The sequence below is a fragment of the Roseovarius sp. MMSF_3281 genome, assembly GCF_030733685.1.
In the GTDB taxonomy this organism is placed as follows: domain Bacteria; phylum Pseudomonadota; class Alphaproteobacteria; order Rhodobacterales; family Rhodobacteraceae; genus Roseovarius.
The window spans coordinates 94,871-121,503 of the sequence record NZ_JASHIM010000001.1 but is presented as its reverse complement, the minus strand read 5'-3'; the positions used below and the strand labels follow the sequence as shown (position 1 = coordinate 121,503).

General features: G+C 62.1%; 22 protein-coding genes. 17 read left to right on the top strand and 5 right to left on the bottom strand.

The features are described 5' to 3' along the window. Positions 1–47: 47 nt before the first annotated feature. The 6 genes from tyrS to arsH all read left to right on the top strand — a co-directional run bounded on the left by tyrS (position 48) and on the right by arsH (position 4,648). A complete protein-coding gene (tyrS, locus tag RBB32_RS00835; protein ID WP_306150778.1) occupies positions 48–1,301 on the top strand; it encodes a tyrosine--tRNA ligase in 1,254 nt (417 codons plus the stop codon). Positions 1,302–1,546: 245 nt separating this feature from the next. Then, entirely contained in the window at positions 1,547–1,879 is a 333-nt protein-coding gene (locus RBB32_RS00830; protein ID WP_306150777.1) for a helix-turn-helix transcriptional regulator, read from the top strand. Between the two features lie 12 nt (positions 1,880–1,891). Beyond that, a complete protein-coding gene (locus RBB32_RS00825) occupies positions 1,892–2,383 on the top strand; it encodes an arsenate reductase ArsC (protein ID WP_306150776.1) in 492 nt (163 codons plus the stop codon). A gap of 81 nt (positions 2,384–2,464) precedes the next feature. Continuing rightward, positions 2,465–3,520 (top strand): ACR3 family arsenite efflux transporter, encoded by a 1,056-nt coding sequence (gene arsB / locus RBB32_RS00820; RefSeq protein ID WP_306150775.1) that lies wholly within the window; start codon positions 2,465–2,467, stop codon positions 3,518–3,520. Continuing rightward, the gene (gene arsC, locus RBB32_RS00815; RefSeq protein ID WP_306150774.1) at positions 3,517–3,939 is read left to right on the top strand and encodes an arsenate reductase (glutaredoxin); all 423 of its coding nucleotides are present in this window, start codon (positions 3,517–3,519) and stop codon (positions 3,937–3,939) included. Before arsB ends, arsC begins: the two co-directional genes overlap by 4 nt. Further along, complete coding sequence (arsH, locus tag RBB32_RS00810) at positions 3,932–4,648, top strand: arsenical resistance protein ArsH (RefSeq protein ID WP_306151140.1); 717 nt, start codon at positions 3,932–3,934, stop codon at positions 4,646–4,648. The genes arsC and arsH overlap by 8 nt, the downstream gene beginning before the upstream one ends. Positions 4,649–4,838: 190 nt before the next feature. Here arsH and RBB32_RS00805 read toward each other — a convergent pair whose 3' ends face one another. Further along, complete coding sequence (locus RBB32_RS00805) at positions 4,839–5,075, bottom strand: hypothetical protein (RefSeq protein ID WP_306150773.1); 237 nt, start codon at positions 5,073–5,075, stop codon at positions 4,839–4,841. A 595-nt stretch (positions 5,076–5,670) separates the two neighbouring features. Between RBB32_RS00805 and RBB32_RS00800 the strand changes: the two genes are divergently transcribed. After that, positions 5,671–6,015, top strand: coding sequence for a cupin domain-containing protein (locus tag RBB32_RS00800; RefSeq protein WP_306150772.1), 345 nt, complete (start codon positions 5,671–5,673; stop codon positions 6,013–6,015). 291 nt (positions 6,016–6,306) lie between these two features. On the opposite strand, the gene aroB is transcribed toward RBB32_RS00800, so the two are convergent. Both aroB and RBB32_RS00790 read right to left on the bottom strand, forming a co-directional pair. Then, complete coding sequence (gene aroB, locus RBB32_RS00795) at positions 6,307–7,422, bottom strand: 3-dehydroquinate synthase (protein WP_306150771.1); 1,116 nt, start codon at positions 7,420–7,422, stop codon at positions 6,307–6,309. Further along, the gene (locus RBB32_RS00790; RefSeq protein WP_306150770.1) at positions 7,419–7,979 is read right to left on the bottom strand and encodes a shikimate kinase; all 561 of its coding nucleotides are present in this window, start codon (positions 7,977–7,979) and stop codon (positions 7,419–7,421) included. Before RBB32_RS00790 ends, aroB begins: the two co-directional genes overlap by 4 nt. Before the next feature lie 110 nt (positions 7,980–8,089). Here RBB32_RS00790 and RBB32_RS00785 point away from each other — a divergent pair, with 110 nt between their 5' ends. From RBB32_RS00785 to RBB32_RS00765, 5 genes are all read left to right on the top strand, one after another. Beyond that, positions 8,090–8,239, top strand: a complete 150-nt coding sequence (locus RBB32_RS00785) for a hypothetical protein (protein WP_306150769.1) — start codon at positions 8,090–8,092, stop codon at positions 8,237–8,239. Beyond that, positions 8,226–9,758, top strand: a complete 1,533-nt coding sequence (locus tag RBB32_RS00780) for a hypothetical protein (protein WP_306150768.1) — start codon at positions 8,226–8,228, stop codon at positions 9,756–9,758. Before RBB32_RS00785 ends, RBB32_RS00780 begins: the two co-directional genes overlap by 14 nt. Next, positions 9,755–10,711 (top strand): site-specific tyrosine recombinase XerD, encoded by a 957-nt coding sequence (locus RBB32_RS00775; RefSeq protein WP_306150767.1) that lies wholly within the window; start codon positions 9,755–9,757, stop codon positions 10,709–10,711. Before RBB32_RS00780 ends, RBB32_RS00775 begins: the two co-directional genes overlap by 4 nt. Before the next feature lie 249 nt (positions 10,712–10,960). Continuing rightward, the gene (locus RBB32_RS00770) at positions 10,961–12,271 is read left to right on the top strand and encodes an HlyC/CorC family transporter (protein WP_306150766.1); all 1,311 of its coding nucleotides are present in this window, start codon (positions 10,961–10,963) and stop codon (positions 12,269–12,271) included. Between the two features lie 11 nt (positions 12,272–12,282). Continuing rightward, positions 12,283–12,630, top strand: coding sequence for an antibiotic biosynthesis monooxygenase (locus RBB32_RS00765; protein WP_306150765.1), 348 nt, complete (start codon positions 12,283–12,285; stop codon positions 12,628–12,630). A 61-nt stretch (positions 12,631–12,691) separates the two neighbouring features. Here the strand turns inward: RBB32_RS00765 and RBB32_RS00760 are convergent, their stop codons facing one another. Then, a complete protein-coding gene (locus tag RBB32_RS00760) occupies positions 12,692–15,124 on the bottom strand; it encodes an FAD-dependent oxidoreductase (RefSeq protein WP_306150764.1) in 2,433 nt (810 codons plus the stop codon). A 758-nt stretch (positions 15,125–15,882) separates the two neighbouring features. Here RBB32_RS00760 and RBB32_RS00755 point away from each other — a divergent pair. The 5 genes from RBB32_RS00755 to RBB32_RS00735 all read left to right on the top strand — a co-directional run bounded on the left by RBB32_RS00755 (position 15,883) and on the right by RBB32_RS00735 (position 22,489). Next, positions 15,883–18,300, top strand: a complete 2,418-nt coding sequence (locus RBB32_RS00755) for an FAD-dependent oxidoreductase (protein WP_306150763.1) — start codon at positions 15,883–15,885, stop codon at positions 18,298–18,300. A gap of 361 nt (positions 18,301–18,661) precedes the next feature. Beyond that, positions 18,662–19,156: a TRAP transporter small permease subunit gene (locus RBB32_RS00750; RefSeq protein WP_306151139.1), complete on the top strand. Its 495-nt coding sequence runs from the start codon at positions 18,662–18,664 to the stop codon at positions 19,154–19,156. Further along, positions 19,153–20,478 carry a TRAP transporter large permease subunit gene (locus tag RBB32_RS00745; RefSeq protein WP_306150762.1) on the top strand — a complete coding sequence of 442 codons (1,326 nt, stop codon included), beginning with the start codon at positions 19,153–19,155 and terminating at the stop codon, positions 20,476–20,478. Before RBB32_RS00750 ends, RBB32_RS00745 begins: the two co-directional genes overlap by 4 nt. Positions 20,479–20,502: 24 nt before the next feature. Further along, positions 20,503–21,588 (top strand): TRAP transporter substrate-binding protein DctP, encoded by a 1,086-nt coding sequence (gene dctP / locus RBB32_RS00740; protein ID WP_306150761.1) that lies wholly within the window; start codon positions 20,503–20,505, stop codon positions 21,586–21,588. 307 nt (positions 21,589–21,895) lie between these two features. Continuing rightward, the gene (locus RBB32_RS00735; protein ID WP_306150760.1) at positions 21,896–22,489 is read left to right on the top strand and encodes a nucleotidyltransferase family protein; all 594 of its coding nucleotides are present in this window, start codon (positions 21,896–21,898) and stop codon (positions 22,487–22,489) included. A gap of 112 nt (positions 22,490–22,601) precedes the next feature. Here RBB32_RS00735 and RBB32_RS00730 read toward each other — a convergent pair whose 3' ends face one another. After that, positions 22,602–25,871: a Hint domain-containing protein gene (locus tag RBB32_RS00730; RefSeq protein WP_306150759.1), complete on the bottom strand. Its 3,270-nt coding sequence runs from the start codon at positions 25,869–25,871 to the stop codon at positions 22,602–22,604. Between the last annotated feature and the right edge of the window lie 762 nt (positions 25,872–26,633).

The following is a 26,633-nucleotide window of genomic DNA, read 5'->3' as shown; positions in this document are numbered from 1 at the left end:
CGATCCCTGCCTATACATGCCGCGCAATCAACAGCGGGACAAGCCATATGACCTACCACCCCAAGTCCGAATTCCTGCGCGTGATGATCGAACGCGGCTTCCTGGCCGACTGCACCGATCTGCAAGCGCTTGACGACAGCCTGATGTCGGGCACGGTGACGGCCTATATCGGCTATGACGCGACCGCCAAATCGCTGCACGTCGGTCACCTGCTGAATATCATGATGCTGCGCTGGTTGCAGAAAACCGGCCACCGTCCGATCACCCTGATGGGCGGCGGCACCACCCGGGTCGGCGACCCCTCGTTCCGCTCGGACGAACGCCCGCTTCTGGACGATGCGCAGATCTCGGAAAACATCGACGGCATGCAGCAGGTCTTCGCGCGCTACCTGTCCTACCAGGGGCAAGGCGGCGCCTTGATGCTCAACAATGCCGAATGGCTCGATGACCTCAGGTATATCGAGTTTCTGCGCGACATCGGGCGCTATTTCTCGGTCAATCGGATGCTATCCTTTGAGTCTGTGAAATCCCGCCTCGACCGCGAACAATCGCTGTCGTTCCTGGAATTCAACTACATGATCCTGCAGGCCTATGACTTCCTTGAACTCAACCGCCGCTACAGCTGCACCTTGCAAATGGGCGGCTCGGATCAATGGGGCAATATCGTCAACGGTGTCGACCTTACCCGCCGCGTCATCGGGCACGAGGTCTATGGCCTCACCTCGCCGCTTCTGACCACCTCGGACGGCCGCAAGATGGGCAAATCCGCGGGCGGCGCGATCTGGCTCAACGGGGATATGCTGTCGTCCTATGAATTCTGGCAGTTCTGGCGCAACACCACCGATGCCGATGTCGGGCGTTTCCTGAAATACTACACCGAACTGCCGGTCGAGGAATGCAACCGCCTCGGTGCGCTGGCAGGCTCCGAGATCAACGAGGCCAAGATCATCCTCGCCAACGAGGTGACAACCCTGCTGCACGGGGCCGACGCCGCCAAGGCCGCCGAGGCCACCGCGCGCGAGGTGTTCGAAAAGGGCGGCGCGGGCGATGACCTGCCCACCCTGGAACTTGCCCCCGATGAATTGGGCGATGGCATTTCCATCGTGCAACTGATTGTCAAATCGGGGCTGGCCAATTCCGGCAAAGAGGCCAAACGCCTGATCGCCGAGAACGGCGCCAAGATCGACGACGCCCCGCTTACCGATGCGGGCATGATGCTGGACGCCAACGCGCTGGCCTCGCCGATCAAGCTTTCGGCGGGCAAGAAACGCCACGCGCTGGTGAAACTGGAAGGGAACTAGGCGTAAGCCGCGCCATCGGCGGGCCGCGGCGCGGCGATCCACGTTTCGATGTGATGCGCTTTATCCATACCACTGGCGCGCAACCTTTCCACGCAGCATCAAGGCCAACCCAATCGCCGGGCCGTGCGGGCGGCCCGCCGATGGCGCGGCGGCGCTACGCGCCTTGTTTCCGCGCCACGCTTCGGCACGCCCTGTCACAAAACCTTCACTTGCGCTTTCCGTATTATATCCATAATCCATGATATATGGATAAATCAAACGCCCTCACCGCTTTCGCGGCCCTGTCGCAACCCGCGCGCCTCGATGCCTTCCGCCTGCTGATCAAGGCCGGGCCCGAAGGCCTGCCCGCCGGGCAAATCGCGGCGCAACTGGGCCAGCGGCAAAACACCATGTCGGCCAACCTGTCGATCCTGGCCAACGCGGGCCTCATCACCTCCAGCCGCCAAGGCCGCTCGATCCTCTACCGCGCCCATATGCCCGCCCTGCGCGGCCTTCTGTCCTTCCTGATGGAAGATTGCTGCGGCGGCGCGCCCGAGGCCTGCGAACCGCTCCTCGATACCCTCACCTGCTCCTGCTGAAAGGCTACGCGCATGAAAAACGTCCTCTTCCTCTGCACCGGCAATTCCGCCCGTTCGATCCTGGGCGAAGCCATCGTTTCGGCCCAACCGGGCTTTCAGGGGTTTTCCGCTGGCTCCCAGCCGACGGGTCAGCCCAACCCCCATGCCATCCGCCTTCTGGAAAGCCTCGGCCATGACACCTCGGGCCTGCGCTCCAAAAGCTGGGATGAATTTGCCGCCCCCGACGCGCCGCAAATGGATTTCATCTTTACCGTCTGCGACAGTGCGGCGGGCGAAACCTGCCCGGTCTGGCCCGGTCAACCGGTCAGCGCCCATTGGGGCCTGCCCGACCCGGCCGCCGTCACCGGCTCGGAGGCCGAAATCGCCGCCGCTTTCGCCGACACCTGCCGCGCCCTGACCCGCCGGATCGAGGCCTTCACCGCCCTGCCCCTCGAAACGCTCGACAGCCTTTCGCTTAAGGCCCGGCTCGATGACATCGGCGAAGACACCGAGGCCCCGGCCTGATCATCCCCGGCCTGATCTTCGACCTGCCCGCCGCCTCACCGAGGCGCACAGCAAGACAACTCACCCCGGAAAGACCCCAACATGACTGACATATCCGACACGGCCAAGGACAGCGGCCTTGGCGTTTTCGAAAGATACCTGACCCTCTGGATCGCCTTGGCGATCGTAATCGGGATCGGCATCGGCAGCATCGCCCCCGGCCTCGTCGAAACCATCGCAGGGGCCGAAGTCGCCTCGATCAACCTTGTGGTCGCCGCGCTAATATGGGCGATGATCTACCCGATGATGATTGGCGTCGATCTTTCAACCATCCCCGGCGTCGCGAAACAACCGCGCGGCCTGATCATTACCCTTGTCGTCAACTGGCTGGTCAAGCCGTTTACCATGGCGCTGCTGGCGGTGCTGTTCTTCGATTACGTCTTCGCGCCCTTCATCGACCCTGCCGATGCGGCGCAATATACCGCCGGGCTGATCCTTCTGGGCGCGGCCCCCTGCACCGCCATGGTCTTTGTCTGGTCGCAACTGACCAAGGGGGATGCCACCTATACGCTGGTGCAGGTCTCGGTGAATGACGTCATCATGGTGTTCGCCTTCGCCCCCATCGTGGCCTTCCTGCTGGGCGTCACCGACATCACCGTGCCATGGCAAACGCTGGTCACCGCCACGGTGCTTTACGTCCTGCTGCCGCTGGCGGCGGGCCTGCTGACCCGTCGCTTGCTCGGCTCGCAACAGGCCATCGACCGCTTCACCGCCAAGGTGAAGCCCTGGTCCATCATCGGCCTGATCGCGACCGTGGTGATCCTCTTCGGGCTGCAAGGCGAGGTGATCCTGTCCAACCCCCTCGTGATCGCCCTGATCGCCGTGCCGATCCTGCTGCAAAGCTACGGCATCTTCGCCCTGGCCTACGGGGCGGCCTACGCGCTGAAGGTGCCCCACCGCATCGCCGCCCCCTGCGCCATGATCGGCACCTCGAACTTCTTCGAACTCGCCGTTGCCGTCGCCATCAGCCTCTTCGGCCTCAACTCGGGCGCGGCACTGGCCACCGTGGTCGGCGTCCTGGTCGAGGTTCCCGTGATGCTCTCTCTCGTCGCCTTCGCCAACCGCACACGCGGCACATTCGCAGGCCACGCCCGATGAGCATCGTCATCCACCACAACCCCGCCTGCGGCACCTCGCGCAACGTGCTGGCCATCATCCGCGCCAGCGGCGCCGACCCCACGGTGATCGACTATCTCGAAACCGGCTGGACCCGCCCGCAACTGCTAGCGCTCTTTGCGGCGGCAAACCTCACCCCGCGCGCGGCCTTGCGAACCAGCAAATCCCCCGCCGAGGACCTGGGCCTGCTCGACCCGGCCACCCCCGACGAAACCCTGATTGAGGCCATGCTGGACCACCCCGTGCTGGTCAATCGCCCCATCGTCTGCAGCCCCAGGGGCGTGCGCCTCTGCCGCCCCTCTGAAACGGTGCTCGACCTGCTGGAGACACCCCCGAACGGCCCGCTTTACAAGGAAGACGGCCAGATGATCCTTGACGAGACTGGACAGCCCCTTGCCTGACACGCCCAATATCGACGACAGCCAATTCCACCGGATCGACGAAGACCGGCTTTTCCCCTCCGACCGCCCCACACAGGCCCCCCGCATCCTGCTGCTTTACGGAAGCCTGCGCGAGAGGTCTTTCTCACGATTGCTGAGCGAGGAAGCCGCCCGCATCCTCGGGCGCCTCGGGGCCGAGACGAAAACCTTCAACCCCTCGGGCCTGCCCCTGCCCGACGATGCCCAGGCCGACCACCCCAAGGTGGCCGAACTGCGCGATCTGGTGATGTGGTCCGAGGCCATGGTCTGGGTCAGCCCCGAACGCCACGGCGCCATGACCGGCGTCATGAAAAGCCAAATCGACTGGATCCCGCTGGCCCCCATCGGCGGCATCCGCCCCACGCAGGGCAAAACGCTTGCCATCGCCCAGGTCTGCGGCGGCAGCCAAAGCTTCAACGCGGTCAATCAAATGCGCATCCTTGGGCGCTGGATGCGGATGCTCACCATCCCCAACCAATCCTCGGTGCCCAAGGCATGGGATGAATTCGACGACGACGGCCGCATGAAACCCGGCCCCTATTACAACCGCGTGGTCGACGTAATGGAGGAACTGGTCAAATTCACCCTGCTCACGCGCGGGCAATCGGCCTATCTTACCGATCGCTACTCCGAACGCGTGGAAAGCGCCGAAGACCTTTCGAAACGCGTCAACCTGCCCAAGGCCACCTGACCGCACCGCGCCCCCCGCGTCGGGGCCGCGCCTCAAGCTTGCGTCCTGATCACGCAGCCTGCCGCGCTCTCCGGGGGGCTCCGGTTTATCCGGGCGCAAGCGCATTACCCTTGATCCCAGGCCCCCGCCAAAGGCGTGCAGGGATCAAGGGCGGCGCTGCATGTCGCGAAACGCTTGGCGGCGCACCGCGTCAGCCTTTCGCCCGGCGCAAGCGCCACGCCTGATACAGCGCGGCCAACAGCATCAAACCCGCCAATGACGCCCAGATCGTGCCGGACTGCGCGTGATATACAACGCCCGCCTCGGCATCGTAACAGCGGCCCAATGCGTTGAAACAGCTTCGCCATTTGAAATACTGGACATAGTAAAGGTATCCAAACACGCAGAAGAGCCCAAGCAAGGCCAGCAAAAACGCCGCTCTGATCATCGACGGTCCCCAAGGTTCATCAATCCATGCCCGGGGCACCGGCCATGGCGATCAACGGCGCAAGGCAATCCCGTAAAACATGCCATCATGAGGCAGGAAAATACGGTAAAATCAATGCGCATGGAAGCACTTGGCGCAGATGCGTTTCCCCGAACCATGCCGCCGGTTTCTGGACCGCCCTTCACGGTGGAGCCATTCCATGTCGCTCCATTCCCTGTGCCAAGCCGAAACAGCCGCCATTCGGCACCTAAAGCGTATCCAGTTTACCTTGAACCAAAGTGCATCCCCAATGTCCCGAGAAACCCGCAGGCCTGGCAGGGTATTGGGGATGCAGCAATAACTGGAAACGCTTTAACGCGTTCCGCCTTTCACCTGTCCCATCAACGCACGCCGGAACGCCTGTGGCGAATGGGGTTTAAGGCGTTCCGCCCTTAACCTGAAACACCGGCGAAAGGCGGAACCCGTGCAACGATTGAGCGGAGCCCTGCATTTCACGAAACGCTTTGGCGAATCCTTGATCTGCGAGGCTCTCCTCTCCGCTTGGGCCGAATGATCGCGTCATGACACCCCGTCAAACAGCTGCTATCAAACCACCATGAGCATTAAAAATCGTGATAACGCCTGCCACTACCACTGGGGCGGCACCTGCGACGGCTGGCGTCTTTTGGATGGCGACGACCTGTCCGTGATCGAAGAGCGCATGCCACCAGCGACGTCAGAGGTGATGCACGCTCATGACCGGGCAAATCAGGTTTTCTATGTCCTTGCCGGAAGGCTGACCATCGAGGTGGAGGGCGCGATCCATCGCTTGCACCCCTTCGATAGTTTGAACATCCGGCCCGGCCAAACGCATCAGGCACGTAACGAAAGTAAGGGGCAGGACGTCCGCTTTCTCGTTATCTCCGCACCAACGACACGCGGTGATCGTCAACCGGCCTAGGTTCAGGGCATTTCGAATCTCCTCGGTTGTTCAGCGTCGAACCCGACCTTCGCAGAAAATTCTTAACAATATCTTGCCGCGTCGGGCGCCCGTCTTTGGCCCGCCCGGTCCCGCCAACCTGTACAGATTGGCCCGGCAAGGGCCCGGTTTCTGTACAAAAACCGGCCCGACACTGTACAATCTGTACAGAACACAAGCGCGTTTTCGTACGACTCGTACGATGTCCGCGCCGCGCCCCTCAATTTTCGTACGAAATCCGCAGGCAAAGCGTACGACTCGTACGAAAATGCCTTAGCCGCGCGCGTCCAGCGCCTCTTGCAGCAGATCGCGCACCATGGCCGGGTCCACCTCCGATGTCACGAAGGCCTCGCCAATACCGCGGGCAAGGATGAATCGAAGCTTGCCATCGACCACTTTCTTGTCCTGTCCCATCAGGTCCAGAAGGCCTTCGGCGTCCGGCAATTCTCCTTCAATATCAGATAGATCAACCTTCATCTTCATGTCACGCAAATGGGCGCGCACCCGGCTTGGGTCTTCCTGTGAACACAGCCCCATCCGCGATGACAGTTCGAAGGCCAAGGCACATCCAATGGCCACGCCTTCCCCATGCAGCAAACGATCCGAATATCCCGTCGCCGCCTCCAGGGCATGACAGAAGGTATGCCCCAGGTTCAAAAGCGCCCGGTCCCCCTGTTCGGTTTCGTCGCGCACCACGATTTCGGCTTTCATCTCGACCGAGCGTTTCACGGCCGCGATCCGGGCCTCCATATCGCCGCCCGCCGCACGTGAAGCATTACTTTCAAGCCATTGAAAAAACTCACTATCTCCCAACAGGCCATATTTCACGACCTCGCCGTATCCGGCCAGGTAATCGCGTTCGGTCAGGGTGCCCAGAACCTCGGTATCGGCCAAAACCATGCTGGGTTGATGGAAGGCCCCGATCAGGTTTTTACCCTGCGGCGCATTGATCCCGGTCTTCCCCCCGACCGAGCTATCGACCTGCGCCAAAAGGCTTGTCGGCACCTGCACGAAACGCACCCCACGCCGCAGCACCGCCGCGGCAAAGCCCACAAGGTCGCCGATCACGCCGCCGCCGAAGGCCACGACCACGTCCTTGCGTTCCACCTTCTGCTCCAAAAGCCATTCGACAACCCGTTCGAAATGCGGCCAGCTCTTGGTGCCTTCGCCTTGTGGAAGGGTCATGTGCACGGCGGAAATACCTTGCGATTCCAATCCCTTAAGAAGCGTTCTTAAATGTATTTCGGCGACATGCTCATCGGCCACGATGGCCACCCGTGGCCGGGGCAGCAAAGGCGCGATCAAGGCGCCCGACCGCGCCAGAAGCCCCGGCCCGATGTGGATGTCATACGCGCGCCCCTCAAGCGGCACATGCACGGTTTCCATCATTTCACTGCCTCCAAAACATCCGGCCGCGCGCGCAGGGCCTGCAAAACCTTCTCGGCCATATCGTCAATCGAATACTCGGGGCGCGATTCAACCGCCAGATTAGCCTGTTCATAAATCGGCACCCGCGCCTCATATATCTCGCGCAGCGTTTCATATGGATTATCTGTGCGTAGTAAGGGCCTGGTATCCTTATGTTTTACGCGATTCCACAACAGGCTTAAATCGGCCCTCAACCAAACGGAAACCCCCTTGTCGGACATCAGCTTCCGGTTCCGCTCGGCCATGAAGGCCCCACCGCCCGTGGACAGGATGCCACGCTCTTCTTCCAGCAACCGGTCAATCACCTGCGTTTCACGATCCCGGAAAAACGCCTCGCCGTCGCGTTCGAAAATCTCGGCGATCCTCATCGCCGCCGCCGCCTCGATCTCGGCATCCGAATCAAGGAACGGCACATGAAGTTTCGCCGCCAAGGCCCGCCCCACAGCAGTTTTCCCGGCCCCCATCATACCCACCAGAACAACGGTCTTCTTCAATTTCCAAGGCCCGGTGCCTGACACCTTCGGCGCTCCCCTGCCAATTTTTTCAAATCCGTCCCTGAATGACGTGATCTTGCATCAAAGGCCAGCTATAAACACAATACAGGCAAAAGCAAAACGGGCAGGCAAAGATGTTTCGACTACTCAAATGGCTGATTTACCTTGCAATTCTTGGGTTCATCGCTCTGGTTATCTTTGCCTATTTGGGGCCGTTTTTCGGCGTCGATTTCGCGCCGCCCACGGAAGAGATTCGTCAGGACATCATTCTTGAGACCGATTAAGCCTGCTTTTGCCGCTACCCTTATGGCGCTGCCCGCCTTCGCGCAGGACGAGCCGCTCTCGGCCATCGACTGGCTCAATACCCCGACCCCTGTGACCGTGGCGCAACCGCGGATCGCCCCTCCGGATGCGCCCCCGGTCAGCGACGGGGCAACCGTTCCTGACGTCGCCGTCATGCCGCTGGGGGAAACCGTGCCCGACGCGGTGGGCCTGCTGCCGCAATCCACCACCGGGCTGCCGCCCTCGCTGTGGGAAAAAAGCCGCGCCAGCCGCATCGTGACGCGCTTCAACCGCCTGCCTGATCGCCCCTTGCCCGCGACACAGGCGCTTTACTACACCTTGTTGCTGGCCGAGGCCGAGCCACCCAATGATATCACCCAGGGGGCGCCGCTTTTGCAGGCACGGGTCGAGGCCCTGCGCCGCTTCGGGGCCGTGGCCCCGGCCCTTGCGCTTCTTGAACGCGCGGGGCCGCAGCGCAAGACGGTGTTCGACCAATGGCTTGATCTGGCGTTACTGAACGGGGCCGAGGATGCCCCCTGCAACGCCCTGGCCCAAGCCCCCACGCTCAGCAGCGACTATGCCGCGCGCATTTTCTGCATGGCGCGCGCAGGCGATTGGACAACCGCCGCCCTGACCTTCGAGACCACTCAGGCGCTTGGCATCCTGCCGCAAACCCAAGCCGGCCTTCTGGCGCAGTTCCTTGATCCCGAGATGATAGAGGGCACGCTTAACCTTGCGCCGCCCAAGGACATGAGCCCACTGACCTTCCGCCTCTACGAGGCCGTTGGCCGCCCCATGCCCACACGCAACCTGCCGCGCGCCTTTGCCGTCGCCGATTTGCGCGGCACCTCCGGCTGGAAGGCCGAGCTTGAGGCTGCCGAGCGGCTTGCCCGCACCGGCGCCCTGCCCGCCAATCGCCTGATTGGCCTTTACACCGACAGACAGCCCGCCGCCTCGGGCGGCATCTGGGACAGGGTCGAGGCCCTGCAGGCCTTCGACCACGCGCTGACCCGGGAAAAGCCCCAGGAAGTGGCGAAAACCCTCCCCGCGGCATGGCAGGCCATGCAGGCCCAAGGGCTTTCCGTGCCCTTCGCCGAACTCTTTGGAGAGGCCCTGGCCAAGATCGCGCTGGAAGGTGCGGCACGGGACATGGCGCTTCGGGTGGCGCTGCTCTCACCCGGCTATGAAGCGGCCGCGCAGAACGTCACAGCCGACAGTCCGCTTGCCTTCCACGCAGGGCTTGCCCAAGGCACCCCGGATGAAGCCCTTGCCCAATCGCCCGAAGAACGCGCGATTGCCCGGGCCTTCGCCACGACCGCCGCCGCCCCGCGCGACGTTGCGCTACTGGAGGCCGGAAAACTGGGCGAGGCAATCCTTGCCGCCGCGACACGGCTGGATCGGACCGGCCCTGCCGATACCGATGACCTGCACGATGCGCTCTCAACCCTGCGTGCCGTTGGGCTGGAAGACACCGCGCGGCGCGCCGCCCTGCAACGCCTGCTACTGAGCAGCCAGCCATGAGCACCGACCGCCATTGGCTGTCAGCCTTCCTCGATGCTCATGCCGCCGAACTGGGCGCGGCGCACAACACGTTGGCCGCCTATGCCCGCGACCTGAGCGATTTTACCGATTGGCTGGCCTCCAAGGACACTGGCCTTGCCTCGGCCGCACAACAGGATATCGAATCCTACCTCGTACATTGCGACGCTCAGGGGTTGGCCAAATCCACCCGCGCGCGACGGCTTTCGGCGATCAAGCAATTGTACCGCTTCACCTTCGATGAAGGCCTGCGCGAAGATAATCCCGCCATTCGCATCAAGGGGCCCGGCCGCGATAAAAGATTGCCCAAAACCCTGGGCGAAGACGAAGTCGACCGCCTGCTATCGGCGGCCCGCAGTCACGGGCGCGAAACCGACCGCTTGCGTAACACCTGTCTGATGGAACTGCTTTACGCCACGGGCATGCGCGTGTCGGAACTGGTCGGCCTGCCCGTGTCGGCGGCGCGCGGCGATCCCAACCTGCTGCTGATCAAGGGCAAAGGCGGCAAGGAACGTATGGTCCCCCTTTCGCCCCCGGCCCGCGTGGCCCTGGCAGATTGGCTCAAAACCCGCGACGCGGCCCGCCAAAAGGGCAAGCCCGCCTCGCCCTTCCTTTTCCCGTCGCGCGGCAAGGCCGGGCACCTGACGCGGCACCGCTTTTACTTGCTCATCAAGGATTTGGCGGTTGCGGGCGGGGTGTCGCCTGCCAAGGTCACGCCGCACACCCTGCGCCATGCCTTCGCCACGCATTTGCTGGCCAACGGGGCCGACCTGCGGGCGATCCAGACCCTTCTGGGGCATGCCGATGTCGGCACCACCGAGATTTACACCCATGTCCTCGAAGACCGCCTGCGCGATCTGGTGCAGGATCATCACCCGCTGTCCAAGGCGGCCCGCCGCAACGGGCGCGGCGATACCTCTTCCGACGGTCAATAGCCCCCCGGAATTACCTTGCCATACCCATGCGCCAAGCCCGCCATCTGCATCGCAGCACGGGTGACCTGATGATCATGGCCGGGTTTGCGAACTACCACCTTTCAGGCCACGGGGTTGGATGACGCACCGCCAAGCACCGGGGTCATGCCCTCCAGCCACCCCAAATCCCGTGCAAGCACCGCAACCTATCCCTTGAACCTGCCGGACGCGCACCCCATAACATCCCTGCACAAAAGGACGCCGAACTTCATGGACGCCGCATCACCATCACTCGATCTCGCCTTCTGGGTCACCTCGGGGGCCATCCTGACGCTCTTGGTGCTTTCCGGCTTCTTCTCGGGCAGTGAAACCGCGCTCACCGCCGCCTCGCGCGGCAAGCTGCGCGCCCGTGCCGACAAGGGCGACACCGGCGCCGACCGCGCGCTTCAGATCACCGAGGATAACGAACGCCTGATCGGCTCGGTGCTTTTGGGCAACAACCTCGTCAATATCCTTGCCACATCGCTGGCAACGGCGCTGTTCACCCGGCTTTTCGGCGAATCCGGCGTCGCGCTGGCCACCCTCGTGATGACCCTTCTGGTCCTGATCTTCGCCGAGGTTCTGCCGAAAACCTATGCCATCACCAATGCCGAACCCGCCGCCTCGCGCGTGGCGCCGGTGATCGGCGTGGTTGTCCGCGTCTTTTCGCCCGTGGTCAGCGCCGTGCGCTGGCTGGTGCGGGGCGTGTTGCGTATTTTCGGCGTCAAGACCGACCCTGATAGCCACATCCTCGCCGTACGCGAGGAAATCGCCGGCGCGCTTTACCTCGGTCACTCCGAGGGTGTCGTCGAAAAAGAAGACCGTGACCGCATCCTTGGCGCGCTCGACCTGGGCGAACGCGCGGTCGAGGAAATCATGCTCCATCGCAGCCAAATCGAGATGATCAACGCCGAGGACGAGCCCCGCGCGATCCTCGATCAATGCCTGCAATCCAATCACACCCGCCTGCCCGTCTACCGCGACGACCCCGACAACATCACCGGCGTGGTCCACGCCAAGGACCTGCTGCGCGCCATGCACAAGCTGGCCATGGGCGGCGAACAGGTCAGCGCCGATGCCCTCGACAACTTCGATATCTCAAGCGTGGCGATGAAACCCTATTTCGTGCCCGAAACCACCACGCTGGACGACCAGATGCGCCAGTTCCTGCGCATGCGCAGCCACTTTGCCTTGGTGGTCGATGAATACGGCACCCTGCAGGGGCTGATCACGCTTGAGGATATCCTCGAAGAGATCGTCGGCGAGATCACCGATGAATTCGACCCCGACGCCGATCACCCTATCCGCCGCAGCGAAGACAACCAGTTCCTCGTCGACGGGGCAATGACCATCCGCGATTTGAACCGCGCCACCGACTGGACCCTGCCCGATGAAGAGGCCAACACCATCGCGGGCCTCGTCATCCACGAGGCGCAGATGATCCCCGAGGCCAACCAGGTGTTCAATTTCCATGGCTTCCGCTTCGAAGTGATCGAAAAAACCGACAACCGCATCACCAAGCTGAAGATTCGCAAACTCTGAAGGTGGCCTGGATGACCGACCGTTTTGCCCAAATGCCAAAGCCCCCCTATTACGCGGTCATCTTCACCAGTCAGCTTTCAGAAGACGACGCAGGCTATGCCGAGATGGGCGAAGCCATGTTCGACCTTGCCATAGCCCAACCCGGCTGCCTCGGCGCCGAAACCGCCCGTGATACCGCCCGCTTCGGCATCACCGTCTCCTACTGGGACAGCGAAGACAGCATCGCCAAATGGAAAGCCGAGGCGAAACACCTAGTCGCCCAAAAACAAGGCATCGACCGCTGGTACAGCCACTACACCCTACGCATCGCCCGCGTCGAACGCGCCTATTCCGGCCCCGAAGGTCGCACCCTGGGCTGACGCAGGCTGCCCCCCGGTTCCGACGGATGCCCAAAGGCCCGCCCGCACCCCGAAACGGCACTTACGCCCGCAACGTCTCGCCCTTGGGGTCAAACGGCGGCTCATGCAGGATACGGCCCCCGTGCGGCCGCCCCAGCACCATAACCTGCACCGCGTCCCCGGCCTTCACCGTCCCGGCCTTCACGTAACCAAGCGCAAGGCTCATCCCCACGGTATAGCCATAGGTCCCCGAGGTGACGCGCCCCAGAGGTGCGCCATCAGCATCGCGGATCGGCTCACCCCCCGTCGCATCGGCGTTCGAGGCCGTCACATCCGCCTCGTCCAGATGGATCAAGACCAGCTCCTCGCGCAGGGGCGCAGCCATGGCCGCCTCCGCCGCCGCCTTGTTCAGGAACTCCTTGTCCATCTTGCACAGCGGCGCAAAACCCACCTCGTGCGGGTAATACTCGGGGCTGTATTCCCGGCTCCACGAGCCATAGCCCTTCTCGATGCGCATCGACATCAGCGCCCGCGCGCCCACAGGCCCGGCGCCGAAATCCTTCCCGGCCTCCAACAGCGCACTATACAACCGCGCCTGATCTTCCGTCGTGCAATGCAACTCCCACCCCAGATCGCCGGTGAAACTCACCCGCAGGGCAAGGCATTTCACCCCCGCCAGTTCGATCTGTTGTGATCGCATGAAGGGGAAGTCCTCGGTTGCCAGTGACGTATTGGTCAAACGCTGCAACATTTCGCGGCTTTTCGGGCCAGCCACGTTAAACCCGCACATCGCCTCGGTCCGGCTTTCAAATGTCGTCCCCTCGGGCAAGGGCACCATGTCAAAGAACCGCTTGTGATAGCGCTCGGCCATCCCGGAACTAACGATCCAGAATTCATCCTCGGCCACCCGCGTCACCGTGGCATCGCCCGCGATCCCGCCACGCACCGAGATCAGCGGCGTCAGGCAGGACCGCCCCAAGCTTTTCGGCATCCGGTTGGCAAAAACCGAATTGAGCCACTCCTCGGCCCCCGGCCCCTTGACGCGGTACTTGGCGAAGTTCGAAATGTCGATGATCCCCGCCCGCTCGCGCAGCATCTTGCATTCCTCGCCCACGGGCCCCCACCAGTTTTGCCGGGTGAACCCGTTGGTGTCCTTGGTCCCGGGCGTTTCGGCAAACCACTGCGGATGCTCCCAGCCATAGTTCAGGCCAAAGACCGCCCCCATGTCCTTTTGCATCTGGTACACCGGACGGGTGCGCAGCGGGCGGCCCGCCTCGCGCTCCTCGTTGGGATAGTGAATGGCAAAACGGTGGGCATAGACATCCTCCACCTTGGCCTTCACGAAGTCCCGGTCATTGGCCCAAAGGCCAAAGCGCGCGATATCCCACGGGAACATGTCATATTGCATTTCCCCTTCGATAATCCACTGCGCCACCATCAGGCCCATACCTGCCGATTGGCTGAACCCGGGAATAATCCCGCCGCACATGAAATAGTTTTTCAATTCCGGCACCGGCCCAAGGATCACGTTGCTGTCCGGGCTCCAGATCATCGGCCCGTTGATCACCCGCTTGATTCCCGCCTCGGCGGCCAATGGCACCCGGTCCATCGCGCGCATCACGTTTTCCATGATCCGGTCCAGATCATCGGCAAAAAGGTCATGCGCGAAATCCAAGGGCGTGCCCCCCTCGGCCCAGAACCGCATGTCGCGCTCATAGGCCCCGATGAGCAGCCCCTTGCCCTCCTGACGCAAGTAATATTCCCCGTCCCGGTCCGCGACCGAAGGAAGGCGCCGGTCCATGCCGTCGATCTCGGCGATGGTCTCGGTCACGAAATACTGGTGTTCCGTGGGTTGCAGCGGCACTTCGATCCCCGCCAGCTTGGCCACCTCACGGCCCCAAAGACCGGCGGCATTGATCACCCACTCGGTCTGGATATTGCCCTTGGGCGTTTCCACGATCCAGCTTCCATCGGGCTGCGGCGTGGTGGCGGTGACGGGGGTAAAGCGGTAAATCTCGGCCCCCTTCTGCCGCGCGCCCATGGCATAGGCATTGGTCACACCCGACGGGTCCACGTTGCCGCCATCCGGCTCCCACATGATGCAACGCACCCCGTCGAAATTGACCAGCGGATGTTTTTCCTCGGCCTCTTCGCGGCTGATCTCGGCGAAATTCATGCCGTAAAGCTGCGCCTTGGCGGCCTGCAGCTTCAACTGGTGCTCGCGCGCCTCGGTCTGGGCCAGATACAGGCTCCCGGGCTGGAAAACGCCACAGCTTTGGCCCGTCTCGGCCTCCAGCTCTTTATACAGGTTCATCGTGTAGTGCTGCAGGCGACTGATATTGGCGCTGTCGTGCAGCCCGTGAATATTCGCCGCCGCGTGCCACGTGCTGCCCGACGTCAGTTCGTCACGCTCCAGCAGGACCACATCCGTCCATCCCATCTTGGTCAGATGGTAAAGAATCGAGCATCCGATAACGCCCCCGCCGATCACGACAGCCTGTGCATGGGTTTTCATAACTGGTCCCTTGGTTGTTGCTAAAGGACAACCTGACGCCGCTTAAGGGCCGCGTATTGCCGGTTCCCGACATTCTTGGTCGCGGTGATACAAATCTGCAATTTGTTTGCGGCAGAATCTTTCGCTTTGCGTCACAGCCCCCCGGGCCCGCAACCACGGCGGCCCCAATCACGGTGAGCGCATGGCCTTATATCCTCGGCTCTCAACCGTCACAGGCACAGCCCGGAGCCTTCCGGCAAGCCTTCGATTTCGAAATACAACTGTCGCCACAGGCCTTGCCCTTGCGGCAGGTCTTGCAACAGGCCGCCGGGATATATTTCCCGCCACTCATGGCCTTGAGACGATCGCGAAACTCCGACGCCTCCACGGTCACCCCAATCGGTGCACCCGCCATTTTCGCGCCCGTCCACCCCGGGGAAGGCGCGACAGTCAAAGACGCCATCAAAGCGACGAAAACAAATTTCGGTTTCAATCTACCCCCTCCTCACAAAACGCCGCGCTTGAAATAGTTAACAACCTATCAACGAAAATGGCGAGAGGTTTCATAAGCCGCCACTTGGTAGACCCCATGGGCATCCGTCGCATGCTGAACCCGATAATCACGCATCACATCCGCTCCCGCGAAGAAGCCCGTAAGGGCTGATAAGCGCGCCACGATCAACCCCGATCCCATTCACGACACACCCTGTCGCAAACTGACAAGCGCCACATCCTCAGACCCACAGTCTGGGCGCATCAAGCCAAAGGAGGGGTCCCCCATGAAAACCACCACCCGTGTGGCCGTCATCGGCGGCGGTGTCGTCGGATGCAGCGTGCTTTACCACCTGACGAAACTCGGCTGGTCCGATGTCATGCTGATCGAACGCTCCGAGCTGACCTCGGGCTCCACATGGCACGCGGCGGGCGGCTTTCACACCCTCAACGGCGATACCAACATGGCCGCGCTTCAGGGCTATACCATCAAGCTTTACAAGGAGTTGGAGGAGATCACCGGCCTCTCCTGCGGGCTGCACCACGTCGGCGGCGTGACACTGGCCGATAACCGTGACCGCTTCGACATGCTGCTCGCCGAACGCGCCAAGCACCGTTACATGGGGCTGGAAACCGAGATTGTCGGCCCCGAGGAAATCGCCAAGATCGCGCCAGTGACCAACACCGATGGCATCCTCGGCGCGCTGTTCGATCCCCTCGATGGCCACCTCGACCCCTCGGGCACCACCCACGCCTATGCCAAGGCCGCCCGCATGGGCGGCGCCACCATTGAGACCCACTGCCACGTGCATGAGACCAACCAACGCCCCGACGGCACATGGGACGTGGTCACCGACAAGGGCACCATCCACGCCGAACATCTGGTCAATGCCGCTGGCCTCTGGGCGCGCGAAGTGGGGGCCATGGCCGGCGTCTACCTGCCCCTCCACCCGATGGAACACCAATATATCGTCACCGAGGAAGTCCCTGAAATCGCGGACATAATCGACGCAGGCGGCGAACACCCCCACGTCATGGACCCCGCCGGCGAATCCTACCTGCGCCAAGAAGGCCGCGGGCTTTGCATCGGGTTTTACGAACAACCCTGCCGCCCCTGGGCGGTCGATGGGACACCGTGGAATTTCGGCCACGAACTCCTGCCCGACGATTTCGACAAGATCGAAGACAGCATCACCTTCGCCTATCAACGCTTCCCCGCGCTGGAACGTGCGGGCGTTAAATCGGTGATCCACGGCCCCTTCACCTTCGCCTCCGACGGCAACCCGCTCGTGGGACCCGTGCCGGGCCTGCGCAACTACTGGTCCGCCTGCGGGGTGATGGCGGGCTTCTCCCAAGGCGGCGGCGTCGGCCTGATGCTGGCGCAATGGATGACCCAAGGCGAATGCGAACGCGATGTTTCGGCCATGGACGTGGCGCGCTACGGCGATTGGATCACCCCGGGCTACACCCGCCCCAAGGTGATCGAAAACTACCAGAAACGCTTCTCGGTCTCCTACCCCAACGAAGAACTCCCCGCCGCGCGCCCCTTCCGGCAAACCCCGATGTACGACCTGTTCGACCAAATGGGCGCGGTCTGGGGCCACCAATACGGGCTTGAGGTGCCAAACTACTTCGCCCAAGGCGATGAGCCGCGCTATGAAACCCCCTCCTTCCGCCGCTCCAACGCATGGGAGGCCACGGCGCGCGAGGTCAAAGCCGTACGCGAGGGCGTGGGCATCAACGAGGTGCACAACTTCGGCAAATACCGCGTCACCGGCCCCAATGCCCGCGCATGGCTCGATCGCATCATGGCGGGCCGCATCCCCAAACCGGGCCGGATTTCCCTGACCCCGATGCTCAGCCCCCAAGGCCGCATCATCGGCGATTTCACCGTGTCCTGCCTTGATGAGCAGACCTTCCAACTCACCGCCTCCTACGGCGCACAGGCCTATCACATGCGCTGGTTCGAACAGAACGCCACCGAGGGCGCGCAGGTCGAAAACATCTCCGACCGCCTCAACGGTTTCCAGATCGCTGGCCCCAAGGCGCGCGAGGTTCTGATGGCCTGCACCCGCGATAACGTCGCCGACATGCGCTTCATGGACGTGCGCCCCGCCTGCATCGGCATGGTCGATTGCCTGATCCAACGGGTCAGCTTCACCGGCGATCTGGGCTACGAGATCTACTGCGATCCCATGGCGCAACGCGCGCTTTGGGATGTGCTTTGGACCGAAGGGCAAAACCACGGCATGAAACCCTTCGGCATGCGCGCGATGATGTCCCTGCGACTGGATAAATTCTTCGGCGCATGGCTGCACGAGTTCGGCCCCGATTATACCCCTGCGGAAACAGGCCTCGACCGCTTCATTTCCTTCAAGAAAAACGTCGATTTCATCGGTCGCAAACCGGCCGAGGCGGAACGCCAAACACCCCCCGCCCGCAGCCTTGCGGTTTTCGAAGTGGACGCGCTGGATACCGATGTGAACGCCTATGAACCCGTCTGGATCGACGGCAAGGTCCAGGGCTTTTGCACCTCGGGGGGCTATTCGCACCACGCGGGCAAATCCATCGCCCTCGCCCTCATCCCCCGCGCCAAGGCCAGCGAGGGACAGGAGGCCCAGATCGAAATCCTGGGCGAGATGCGCCCGGCCCGCCTGATCACCGAGCCACTCTTTGATGCGGACGGCGCACGCATGCGGGGCTGATCCGCCGGACATGCAGCCCCCGGCCCCCTTGGCCACGGGCGGCCCGCCGCGTCATACCCGGCGCGGCCGGGATCGCCCGTGCAACGGGGCCTGTCCGCAAGACCATTGCCAAGAACACGATTAAGGCCCCTCTCGACCGCCCCGCGACAATCGCCCGATGCTCCTTGGGGTCGACGGGAAGCACCGCGCTCCCTCCCCTCCTGCATCGGGGCAATGGGCGCGCACCGCATACAGCAGCATGCAATTCACTTGCACTCATCCGACAAACGGTCCAACTTTCGTGCAGGATTGCAAGATTCTTTGTTCGCTTTCAAAACGGCTTGAATGCAGGCATCGAGGAAAAGCAAGGGGGGTGGGTCTTTTGGTTATGCGTTTGATAGATGACCTGAACGAGCTTGTGGGCAAGATCGTTTCGGTTGTGGCTTTTTTCTTTGCCGCGATCATCATTTTCGACGTCATCATGAGATACGCGTTCAGTGAGCCCACCCGGTGGGCCTTTGACGTTTCAAAGCAGATGTTCGGCTTCTATTTCGTCATGCTGGGCGGCTACGCCTTGCGCCACAATGCGCATGTGCGGGTTGATATCCTGACCGAGACCCTTGGCCCGCGTTTCCGCAAGGCGCTTGAACTGCTGGGATATGCCGTGTTCTTCTTTCCCTTCACATGGATATTCATGACCCGCTCGTGGGATTTCGCGTCGCGGTCCTGGTCGCAAGGCGAAGTAACCTACGGCGCCATCCAGATGCCCGTTTACCCGTTGAAAATGGCCATGTGCGCCGCCGCCGGGCTGCTCTTGCTGCAGGGGATTTCCGAGGTGCTCAAACTGCTGTTCGGCAGTCAGGAGGCAAACCGATGAGTCCCGAATATATCGCCGTTTTGATGTTCGGCCTGTTGGTGACGGGCCTGTTCATGGGGCACCCGCTGGCCTTCGTTCTGGGGGGCACCGCCGTTCTGACCGCCATCATCGCTGGCAAGCCGATGGTGCTTGGCATCGTGATCAACCGGATTTTCGGCGATGTCCTCGACAATTACACGCTGATTGCCATTCCGCTATTTGTCCTCATGGCGCGCTTCCTGTCGGATTCCGGGGTGACGGACCGAATGTTCGAAACCCTGCGGCTGTTGCTCAGCCGCGTTCGGGGCGGCCTGGCGCTGGCGGTGGTTTTCATCTCGATCCTGTTGGCCGCGACGACCGGTATCATCGGTGCCTCGATCACCGTCATGGGGGTCATGGCCCTGCGTCCGATGCTGCAATATGGCTACGCCCCCACGCTGACCTCCGGCGTCATCGCCGCGTCGGGATGCCTTGGCATTCTCATTCCGCCGTCGATCATGCTGATCCTGATGGCAAGCTACTCGCCGCTCTCGGTGGGTGAGTTGTTCGCGGGCTCGATGATCCCCGGTGTCTTGTTGGGGCTGAGTTATGCGCTCTACGTGTATATCATTTCCGTTCTGCGCCCCGATCTGGCCCCCTCGGTCGAACCCGACGAAAAACTCTCTCGCGGCGAGTTGCTTCGCATGCTGGTCGTCGAAGCCATGCCGCCGCTGGCGCTGATCTTCGGCATCCTCGGTTCGCTTCTGGCCGGGATCGCAACCGCCACCGAGGCCTCGGCCATCGGCGCGGCCCTTGCCCTGCTGATCGTGATCATCCGCCGCAAGTTCACGCTCGCAACCTTCTACAGCGCGATGCTGGAAACCGGCAGAACCTCGGCGATGATCCTGTTCATCGTGGTGGGCGCGACAGCCTTTACCGGCGTCTTCAATATCACCGGGGGCCTGCGCGCCACTCAGGAATTGATCCGCGCCCTGGACATGGACCCCTGGATGCTGATCACCATGATGTTGTTCGTGGTCTTCATCCTTGGCGCCTTTCTGGATTGGACAGGCATCGTGCTTTTGTCTTTCCCGATTTTCCTGCCGATCATTCAGGAAATGCCGGATGTCAGCCTTTTGTGGTTCGTGGTTCTCATGGCGGTGGTCCTGCAAACCTCCTTCCTGACCCCGCCCTTCGGCTATGCCCTGTTCTACCTGCGCGCCATCGCCCCTCCAGAGGTGCGCACAGGCGCCATTATCCGGGGTGTCCTGCCGTTCATCTGCCTGATCGTGATCATGTGCCTTCTGGTGGCGCTGTTCCCGTCGTTGGTGATCTGGCTGCCGGATGTTCTCTATACGAAGTAAATTCAACCCAGAGAGGAGATTACCATGACTTTCAAAGCAATCGCTCTTGCCGCCACCGCGGCAACGGCCATGGCAGGTCAGACCATGGCCCAGGAAAACTGGACCATGACAACCACATGGCCCTCATCGCTTGAACTGATCGAAACCGACAAGCATTTCGTCGATCTTGCCAACAAGCTGACCGCGGGCGAACTGACGATCGAATTCTTCGACGGTGGTTCGCTGGTGCCCTCCGGCGAAGTCTTCGGCGCGGTTGAATCAGGCACGATCCAGGCCGGCGCGGACTGGCCCGGGTACTGGGCGGGCCGCGACGCGGCATTCTCGCCGCTGGCAACCACGCCTTCGCTGTTCAACGCCGTGGACTACGTCAACTGGATCCAGCAATGGGGCGGCGCAGAGCTTTATAACGAGATCTACGGCAACTTCGGCATGGTCTACCTGCCCTACGGCGTGACCAACAACGAATCCGGCTTCCGCACCAACGACCCGATCGTGAACCTTGACGACCTGCAAGGCAAACGGCTGCGTCTGTCCGGTCTTGAGCAGGGCAAACTGCTGGAACGTCTGGGCGGCAACCAGGTCTCGATGGCGGGCGGCGAAATCTATCAGTCGCTCGAACGCGGCGTGATCGACGGTGCCGAATTCTCAACCCCGAACGTCGACTGGTCCGGCGGCTTCCAGCAAGTCACCTCCTATTGGGCAACCCCGGGCTGGCACCAATCGGCCTCGGTCTTCGGTGTGATGATCAACAAGGCCTCGTGGGATGCCCTGAGCGCGGAAACCCAGGAAAAGCTCCAGATCGCGGCTGACGCAACCCTGCTGTGGTCGCTGGCCTTCACCGAAAAGCGCGCCACCGAAGCCTATGCAAAATTCGACGAAGCCGTCGAAATCAACCGCTACGACGACGAAACGCTTGAGCAGGTTCAAAAGATGGCAAACGAAGTCATCGTCGAAACGGCCTGTGAAAACCCGAACTCGGCCAAGGTTTACCTGAGCATGGTGGAATACCTGAACGATTACGCCCAATGGCGTGATGCTTCGGCGCCGTTCAACCTGGGCCGCACCCCGAATGGGCCGGACGCTGACGCGCTGCGTGATTGCGTGGAATAACCCTTCACGTGAAAGGCACTGAACATGGGAATGCGCGCTGCTATCCAGCGCGCATTTTCGATTCACACGGGGGGAAGCGCGAAAGGCCCGTTGCGCCCGCCATCGCAATGCTTTCCCACAGGCAGCGGTTTGGGCCAAGCGCCTGAAAATACGTTTGCTTTCTTCATGAAATCCATCACCCTACGACAAACGCTCCGGCAGGGGTATTCTGGGAAAGATGAAGCCCTTTCTTCTTTTTGAAAATATCCCGGGGTGAATTGGCCGCAGGCCAAGAGGGGCAGCGCCCCTTAAAACGAAGGGAGGCCCCATGCAGGGCATCGGTATTGTCATTCCAGCGGCGGGAAACTCCTCGCGGATGCGCGGGCGCGACAAGCTCCTGGAGCCCGTCGGCGAACTGCCTCTTCTCACTCGCCAAGCGCAACTGGCTCTGGCAACGGGCTGGCCTGTTCTCGTGACCCTGCGCCCCGGCGATGCGCGCGCCGGGGTCCTGCCCGAAGGGGTCGAGCCGCGCGGGGTGCCCGACGCCGCCGAAGGCCTCGCCGCCTCCCTCAGATGTGGCGCGGCCTGGGCACAGGCCCAAGACCTGGCCGCACTCATGGTGCTGCTGGCGGATTTGCCGGATCTCACACCGGACGATCTGCACAGCGTCGCCGCGTATTTTGCGCAAGACCCGACGCGGCCCTGCCGTGCCACCGATGACAGCGGCAAGCCCGGCCACCCGGTAATCTTTCCGGCCAGCTATTTCGACGCGATGCAAACCCTCCGGGGCGACGACGGGGCCAAACCCATCCTGGCGGACCACCCGGCCCGCCTTTGCCCCCTGCCCGGCCTGCGCGCCAGCACCGATCTCGACACCCCCGAAGCCTGGGCCGCATGGCGCGCCAGGCAGGCACGCGAATAGGCAACCCCGGCACCTGCCGGGGCTGCCCTACTCGAAACCGGAACAGCCCCCCAACCCGATTTCTGGTGACCGGCACACGGGATGTGCGCCGGCCCGCTGCAACCTATCGGGTTTAAGAGACCAGAAGCTTCGCTTCGTGCTTCTTGAGCGAGCGGCGCGCCGCCTGATAATCCTTCAGGCCCTCCGCGTCGCGCAGTTCGGGGAAAAGATCGTAGATCTCGTTGCGTTGCGCCTCGCCCATGCCATCCATGACCTGTTCACCGGGCTGGAAGCTTTCGGTCCAGGACCCGTTCGACAGGACAACCTCGTGCTGGTCGAACATGAAGTGGATGTAGCTGACGCTGCTGGCCTCGACCGTATCGACACCTTCGGTGCCCGTCAGGTGCTTGGCCGCGGCCAGAACCTCGCGCTCATCGAAATACAGCGCGCTGCGGTCGTTGTTGATCAGCAGGCGGTGCTGCGGGCTGACCATCATGTCACGCTCGGGCAAGCCACGGCCCAGCGATCCGGCCCTGATCAGAACCGGCTTGAGGTTCGGCGACTGGCATAACTCCTGACCGCTCAGATCCCGGCGCCCGACCCAGCGGATTTCCTGCAACCCGTTGTCGCGGGTGATCACCCGGTCGCCGATCTGCAGGTCTTCCACCAGGCGTTCGCCTTTCGGCGTGGCAATCACGGTGCCCGGCGTGAAGCAGGGGATGATATTCTCGATCTCGGTGAAGCCGAGGGTTCCCGAGACCGTCCCGTCGCCATCAAGGAATTCCACCGTGCCCGAGGTCGAATCACCATCGGCGTCAACGGTTTCCCCCACCACGCGGAAATCACCGCGTCCGCTCAGGTCCAGCGTATCGAAATCATCGCCGCCGGTGCCGCCATCAACCACATCGCCAGCCCCGGCATCGCTAAAGGTGTCGCGGTCATCACCACCGAACAGGGTGTCGTTCCCCTGGCCACCACCAAGAACGGTATCGTTCCCGGCACCGCCGTAAGCCACGTCGTTATCCGCGCCACCGTTCAGGACATCGTTGCCAAGGCCCCCCTCCAGCGTATCTTCGCCCTGATCGCCAAAGAGGCTGTCGTTGCCCTCGCCGCCAATCAGCGAGTCGTTACCCGAGTTGCCCCGCACAGAGTCATCGTCGATACCCGCGTCGACCGTGTCATTGCCGCCGCCTGCGATGATCTCGTCATCGTCGTCGCCGGTAAAGATGAAGTCATTGCCGGCCCCACCTTCGACGGTGTCCATGTCATCCATCGGGTCGGGGTCCGTCGCGTCGGGAATGCCGGTGTCTCCCGCAACCCCCGAAATGATCGTGTCATCGCCCAGACCACCCTGCAGGAAGTCATTGCCAAGACCACCGATAACCGTGTCATTGTCCATACCGCCGTTGACAAAGTCATCGCCGGTGCCTGCATCAATCAGGTCATCGCCACGGTCTCCGGTGATCGAGTCGTCACCCTCGCCGCCTTCGATCGTGTCCTCATCGGCGCCACCGACAACCGTGTCGTTGCCTTGGCCGCCAAGGATGGAATCCGCGCCGCCCTGACCAAGCAGCAGGTCGTCGTCGACGCCGCCGTCAATCGTGTCATCGCCGCTGCCGCCTTCGATGGTGTCATCGTCGTCTTCACCGTAAATGACATCATTGCCCGAGCCGCCAAGCAGCAGGTCACGCCCGTTTTCCGGAACCGGGTCGGTTGCATCTGGAACCTCGCCGTCGATCCCGGCAATCGGGTCATTGCCGAAGCCGCCCCAGATGGTGTCGTTGCCCGCACCGCCGTCGACGGTGTCCGAGCCATGGCTACCCGTCAGGCTATCGTTGCCGCCGTTGCCTTCGATGATATCGTCGTCGATACCGGCATTCACGGTGTCGTCACCGCTCCCACCCAGGATGGTGTCCGCATCGTCGCCCGTGGTGATCAGGTCATCGCCCGCGCCACCATCGACGAAATCGCGCCCGTCGTCGGGGTTGGGATCGCTCAGGGCCGGGAGGCCCGTGGCCGGATCGACAAGCCCTGCATTCGGCAGGATCGGGTCATCCCCCTCGTAATCCGAGAAGGCATCGACCCCGGCGTCGATGGTATCATTGCCGTCGCCACCTTCGATCGAATCGCTACCAAGATTGCCGTTGATATAGTCGTCACCGGTCCCACCAAGGATGGTGTCATCGTCGATCCCGCCGTCGATGCTGTCATTGCCCGCATCGCCCGAGATATAGTCGGCATCGTCACCGGTGCTAATGGTATCGTCACCCGCCCCGCCAAAGACCGTGTCCATGTCATTGAGCTGATCTGCCCCGGTTTCAAAGGCAAAGGGCGCCCCCGGGACCGGATCGTTGGAGAAGGTCTCGTAATCGTTCAGCGGATCGGCATTGCCCGTGTCGATCACGTCGTCACCGTCGCCCCCTACGGCGCTGTCGCTGCCGTCGCCGCCGATAAGGGTGTCGTTGCCGATGCCACCGTCGATGGTGTCGTCGCCTTCGCCACCGTCGATCTCGTCCTCGCCGTCTTCACCGAAGGCGATATCGTCGCCGGTGCCCGCATCGACCTCGTCGTCGCCAAGACCGGCTTCGATCGTGTCATTGCCGCCGCCCGCGTGGATGATGTCATCCTCCGGCGCTTCGCCGGGCAGGATCGCGTCGCCCGAATCCACCAGGTCGCCCTCGGGGTCGCCGGTATAGACATACCCGGGGTCGCTGTCGGGGTCGGTGGCGATCAACGCACCCTCGTCCCCGTTCGACACGATACCGTCCAACTCTTCGCCCGCGTCCATGGTGCTGAAATGCACATCGGTCACCCAGACACCCTGACTATCGGTGCCGCCGTTATCATAGTCGATCTCGATCCGCGATACCGGCCCGGTGACATCCACCAGAAGCGAGGTATCAGGGTCGGTCGGCGGGGTCACGAAATCGCTGTCCACATCGTTGCCGGTGGCCGTATCGCCACTGGTCAGGATGTCAGCCCCCGGTGTCAGGGTCACGTCAACCGGGTTCCCCTCGGCATCATAGGCCCGCACCGTTACGATATCGGTATAGTCAGCACCGCGTTGACCCAGATCCAGGTCGTTGATCCGGAACGATACACCCTGCACGTTGTCGCTGTAGGCGTCGTCGCTGGCGCTGAAATCAATCGTGGTGGTCGATGTGTTGTCGACACCGCCTTCACCGCCCGCGCCATACAGCTTGAGCGCCGACATCGGATCGAAAGTTTCGCCCGATGCGGTGTCTACATACTGACCGTACTCGAAATACCGCGCGAAAGCGCCTTCATCTTCCGAGGTGAACCCAAGCGTGACCTCGACACCCCCCGTGTCCACGGTTCCACCATCGTTAAGACTTGTCCCATTGGCGCCAAACAGCCCCCAGTCCAGAATAAGATCAGGCATTACTACCCCCCCTTCGACCTTTTAGTGCCGATGCTGAACCGGCAGCGTGACACGCCACCCCCAAGTGGCGAAAAAAACTTCACAACTCACTGCCTGACCGGAAGATAACGAAGTGCTGGTGATGCCCGGGCGGTTCCCGGTTCCCCACGTGGAAACCGAGCCTTTATTCAAAGGCAACGCGACCCGGTCCACAACACTCCGCCCTATCCGAAGATAGGCAGGATCGTCATGACGGTCGCCCCCGTGACCATTTTTCGACACCCCCCAGTTGGGCACGTCTGTTGTAACCGTCGCGGTAAGGATCACGAAGGGGAAAAATGTCCGAAAAACGATCAAATCGGGGCACATCTTGCCGGGACCGCCCCATTTTCACCCCATTTGAAAGATCGAACACCGGGCATTGTTTTCCGTTCTAAAACTGTCAGAAAATAGAATTTTCTACATTATATCAGTGGCTTGCGGACTTTCGTCACCTATCAATCATACACGCTCACGTAGAAAATGAACCGCAGCTTGTATCCATTTGCGAAACAATTGAAAAAGGCGAAAAAAAGGCAGCCCGGGCCATGAATTGGTTAATACAAACCGCTTAATTCGTGTTCAATTTTCCGCATTTTGCCGCAAAAGCCCGGATCACGAAACAAAGTCCGGCCATGAACGGCGAATCTATGCCCCGCCACCACCGAATCGTTGCCCCCGCCCGTCGCCTGTATCGGCATGGATGCACAGACCATGACAGGGCGCCCGCCAACGGCGGTTAAT

Excerpts from the sequence above, each read along its gene's own strand:
- RBB32_RS00770 (WP_306150766.1), top strand. The coding sequence starts at position 10,961 with ATGGACGCCGCATCACCATCACTCGATCTCGCCTTCTGGGTCACCTCG.
- RBB32_RS00745 (WP_306150762.1), top strand. The coding sequence starts at position 19,153 with ATGAGTCCCGAATATATCGCCGTTTTGATGTTCGGCCTGTTGGTGACG.
- RBB32_RS00825 (WP_306150776.1), top strand. The coding sequence starts at position 1,892 with ATGAAAAACGTCCTCTTCCTCTGCACCGGCAATTCCGCCCGTTCGATC.
- arsC (WP_306150774.1), top strand. The coding sequence starts at position 3,517 with ATGAGCATCGTCATCCACCACAACCCCGCCTGCGGCACCTCGCGCAAC.
- tyrS (WP_306150778.1), top strand. The coding sequence starts at position 48 with ATGACCTACCACCCCAAGTCCGAATTCCTGCGCGTGATGATCGAACGC.
- dctP (WP_306150761.1), top strand. The coding sequence starts at position 20,503 with ATGACTTTCAAAGCAATCGCTCTTGCCGCCACCGCGGCAACGGCCATG.
- RBB32_RS00830 (WP_306150777.1), top strand. The coding sequence starts at position 1,547 with ATGGATAAATCAAACGCCCTCACCGCTTTCGCGGCCCTGTCGCAACCC.
- RBB32_RS00785 (WP_306150769.1), top strand. The coding sequence starts at position 8,090 with ATGTTTCGACTACTCAAATGGCTGATTTACCTTGCAATTCTTGGGTTC.
- RBB32_RS00755 (WP_306150763.1), top strand. The coding sequence starts at position 15,883 with ATGAAAACCACCACCCGTGTGGCCGTCATCGGCGGCGGTGTCGTCGGA.
- RBB32_RS00760 (WP_306150764.1), bottom strand. The coding sequence starts at position 15,124 with ATGAAAACCCATGCACAGGCTGTCGTGATCGGCGGGGGCGTTATCGGA.
- RBB32_RS00800 (WP_306150772.1), top strand. The coding sequence starts at position 5,671 with ATGAGCATTAAAAATCGTGATAACGCCTGCCACTACCACTGGGGCGGC.
- aroB (WP_306150771.1), bottom strand. The coding sequence starts at position 7,422 with ATGATGGAAACCGTGCATGTGCCGCTTGAGGGGCGCGCGTATGACATC.
- RBB32_RS00805 (WP_306150773.1), bottom strand. The coding sequence starts at position 5,075 with ATGATCAGAGCGGCGTTTTTGCTGGCCTTGCTTGGGCTCTTCTGCGTG.
- RBB32_RS00735 (WP_306150760.1), top strand. The coding sequence starts at position 21,896 with ATGCAGGGCATCGGTATTGTCATTCCAGCGGCGGGAAACTCCTCGCGG.
- RBB32_RS00775 (WP_306150767.1), top strand. The coding sequence starts at position 9,755 with ATGAGCACCGACCGCCATTGGCTGTCAGCCTTCCTCGATGCTCATGCC.
- RBB32_RS00730 (WP_306150759.1), bottom strand. The coding sequence starts at position 25,871 with ATGCCTGATCTTATTCTGGACTGGGGGCTGTTTGGCGCCAATGGGACA.
- arsB (WP_306150775.1), top strand. The coding sequence starts at position 2,465 with ATGACTGACATATCCGACACGGCCAAGGACAGCGGCCTTGGCGTTTTC.
- RBB32_RS00765 (WP_306150765.1), top strand. The coding sequence starts at position 12,283 with ATGACCGACCGTTTTGCCCAAATGCCAAAGCCCCCCTATTACGCGGTC.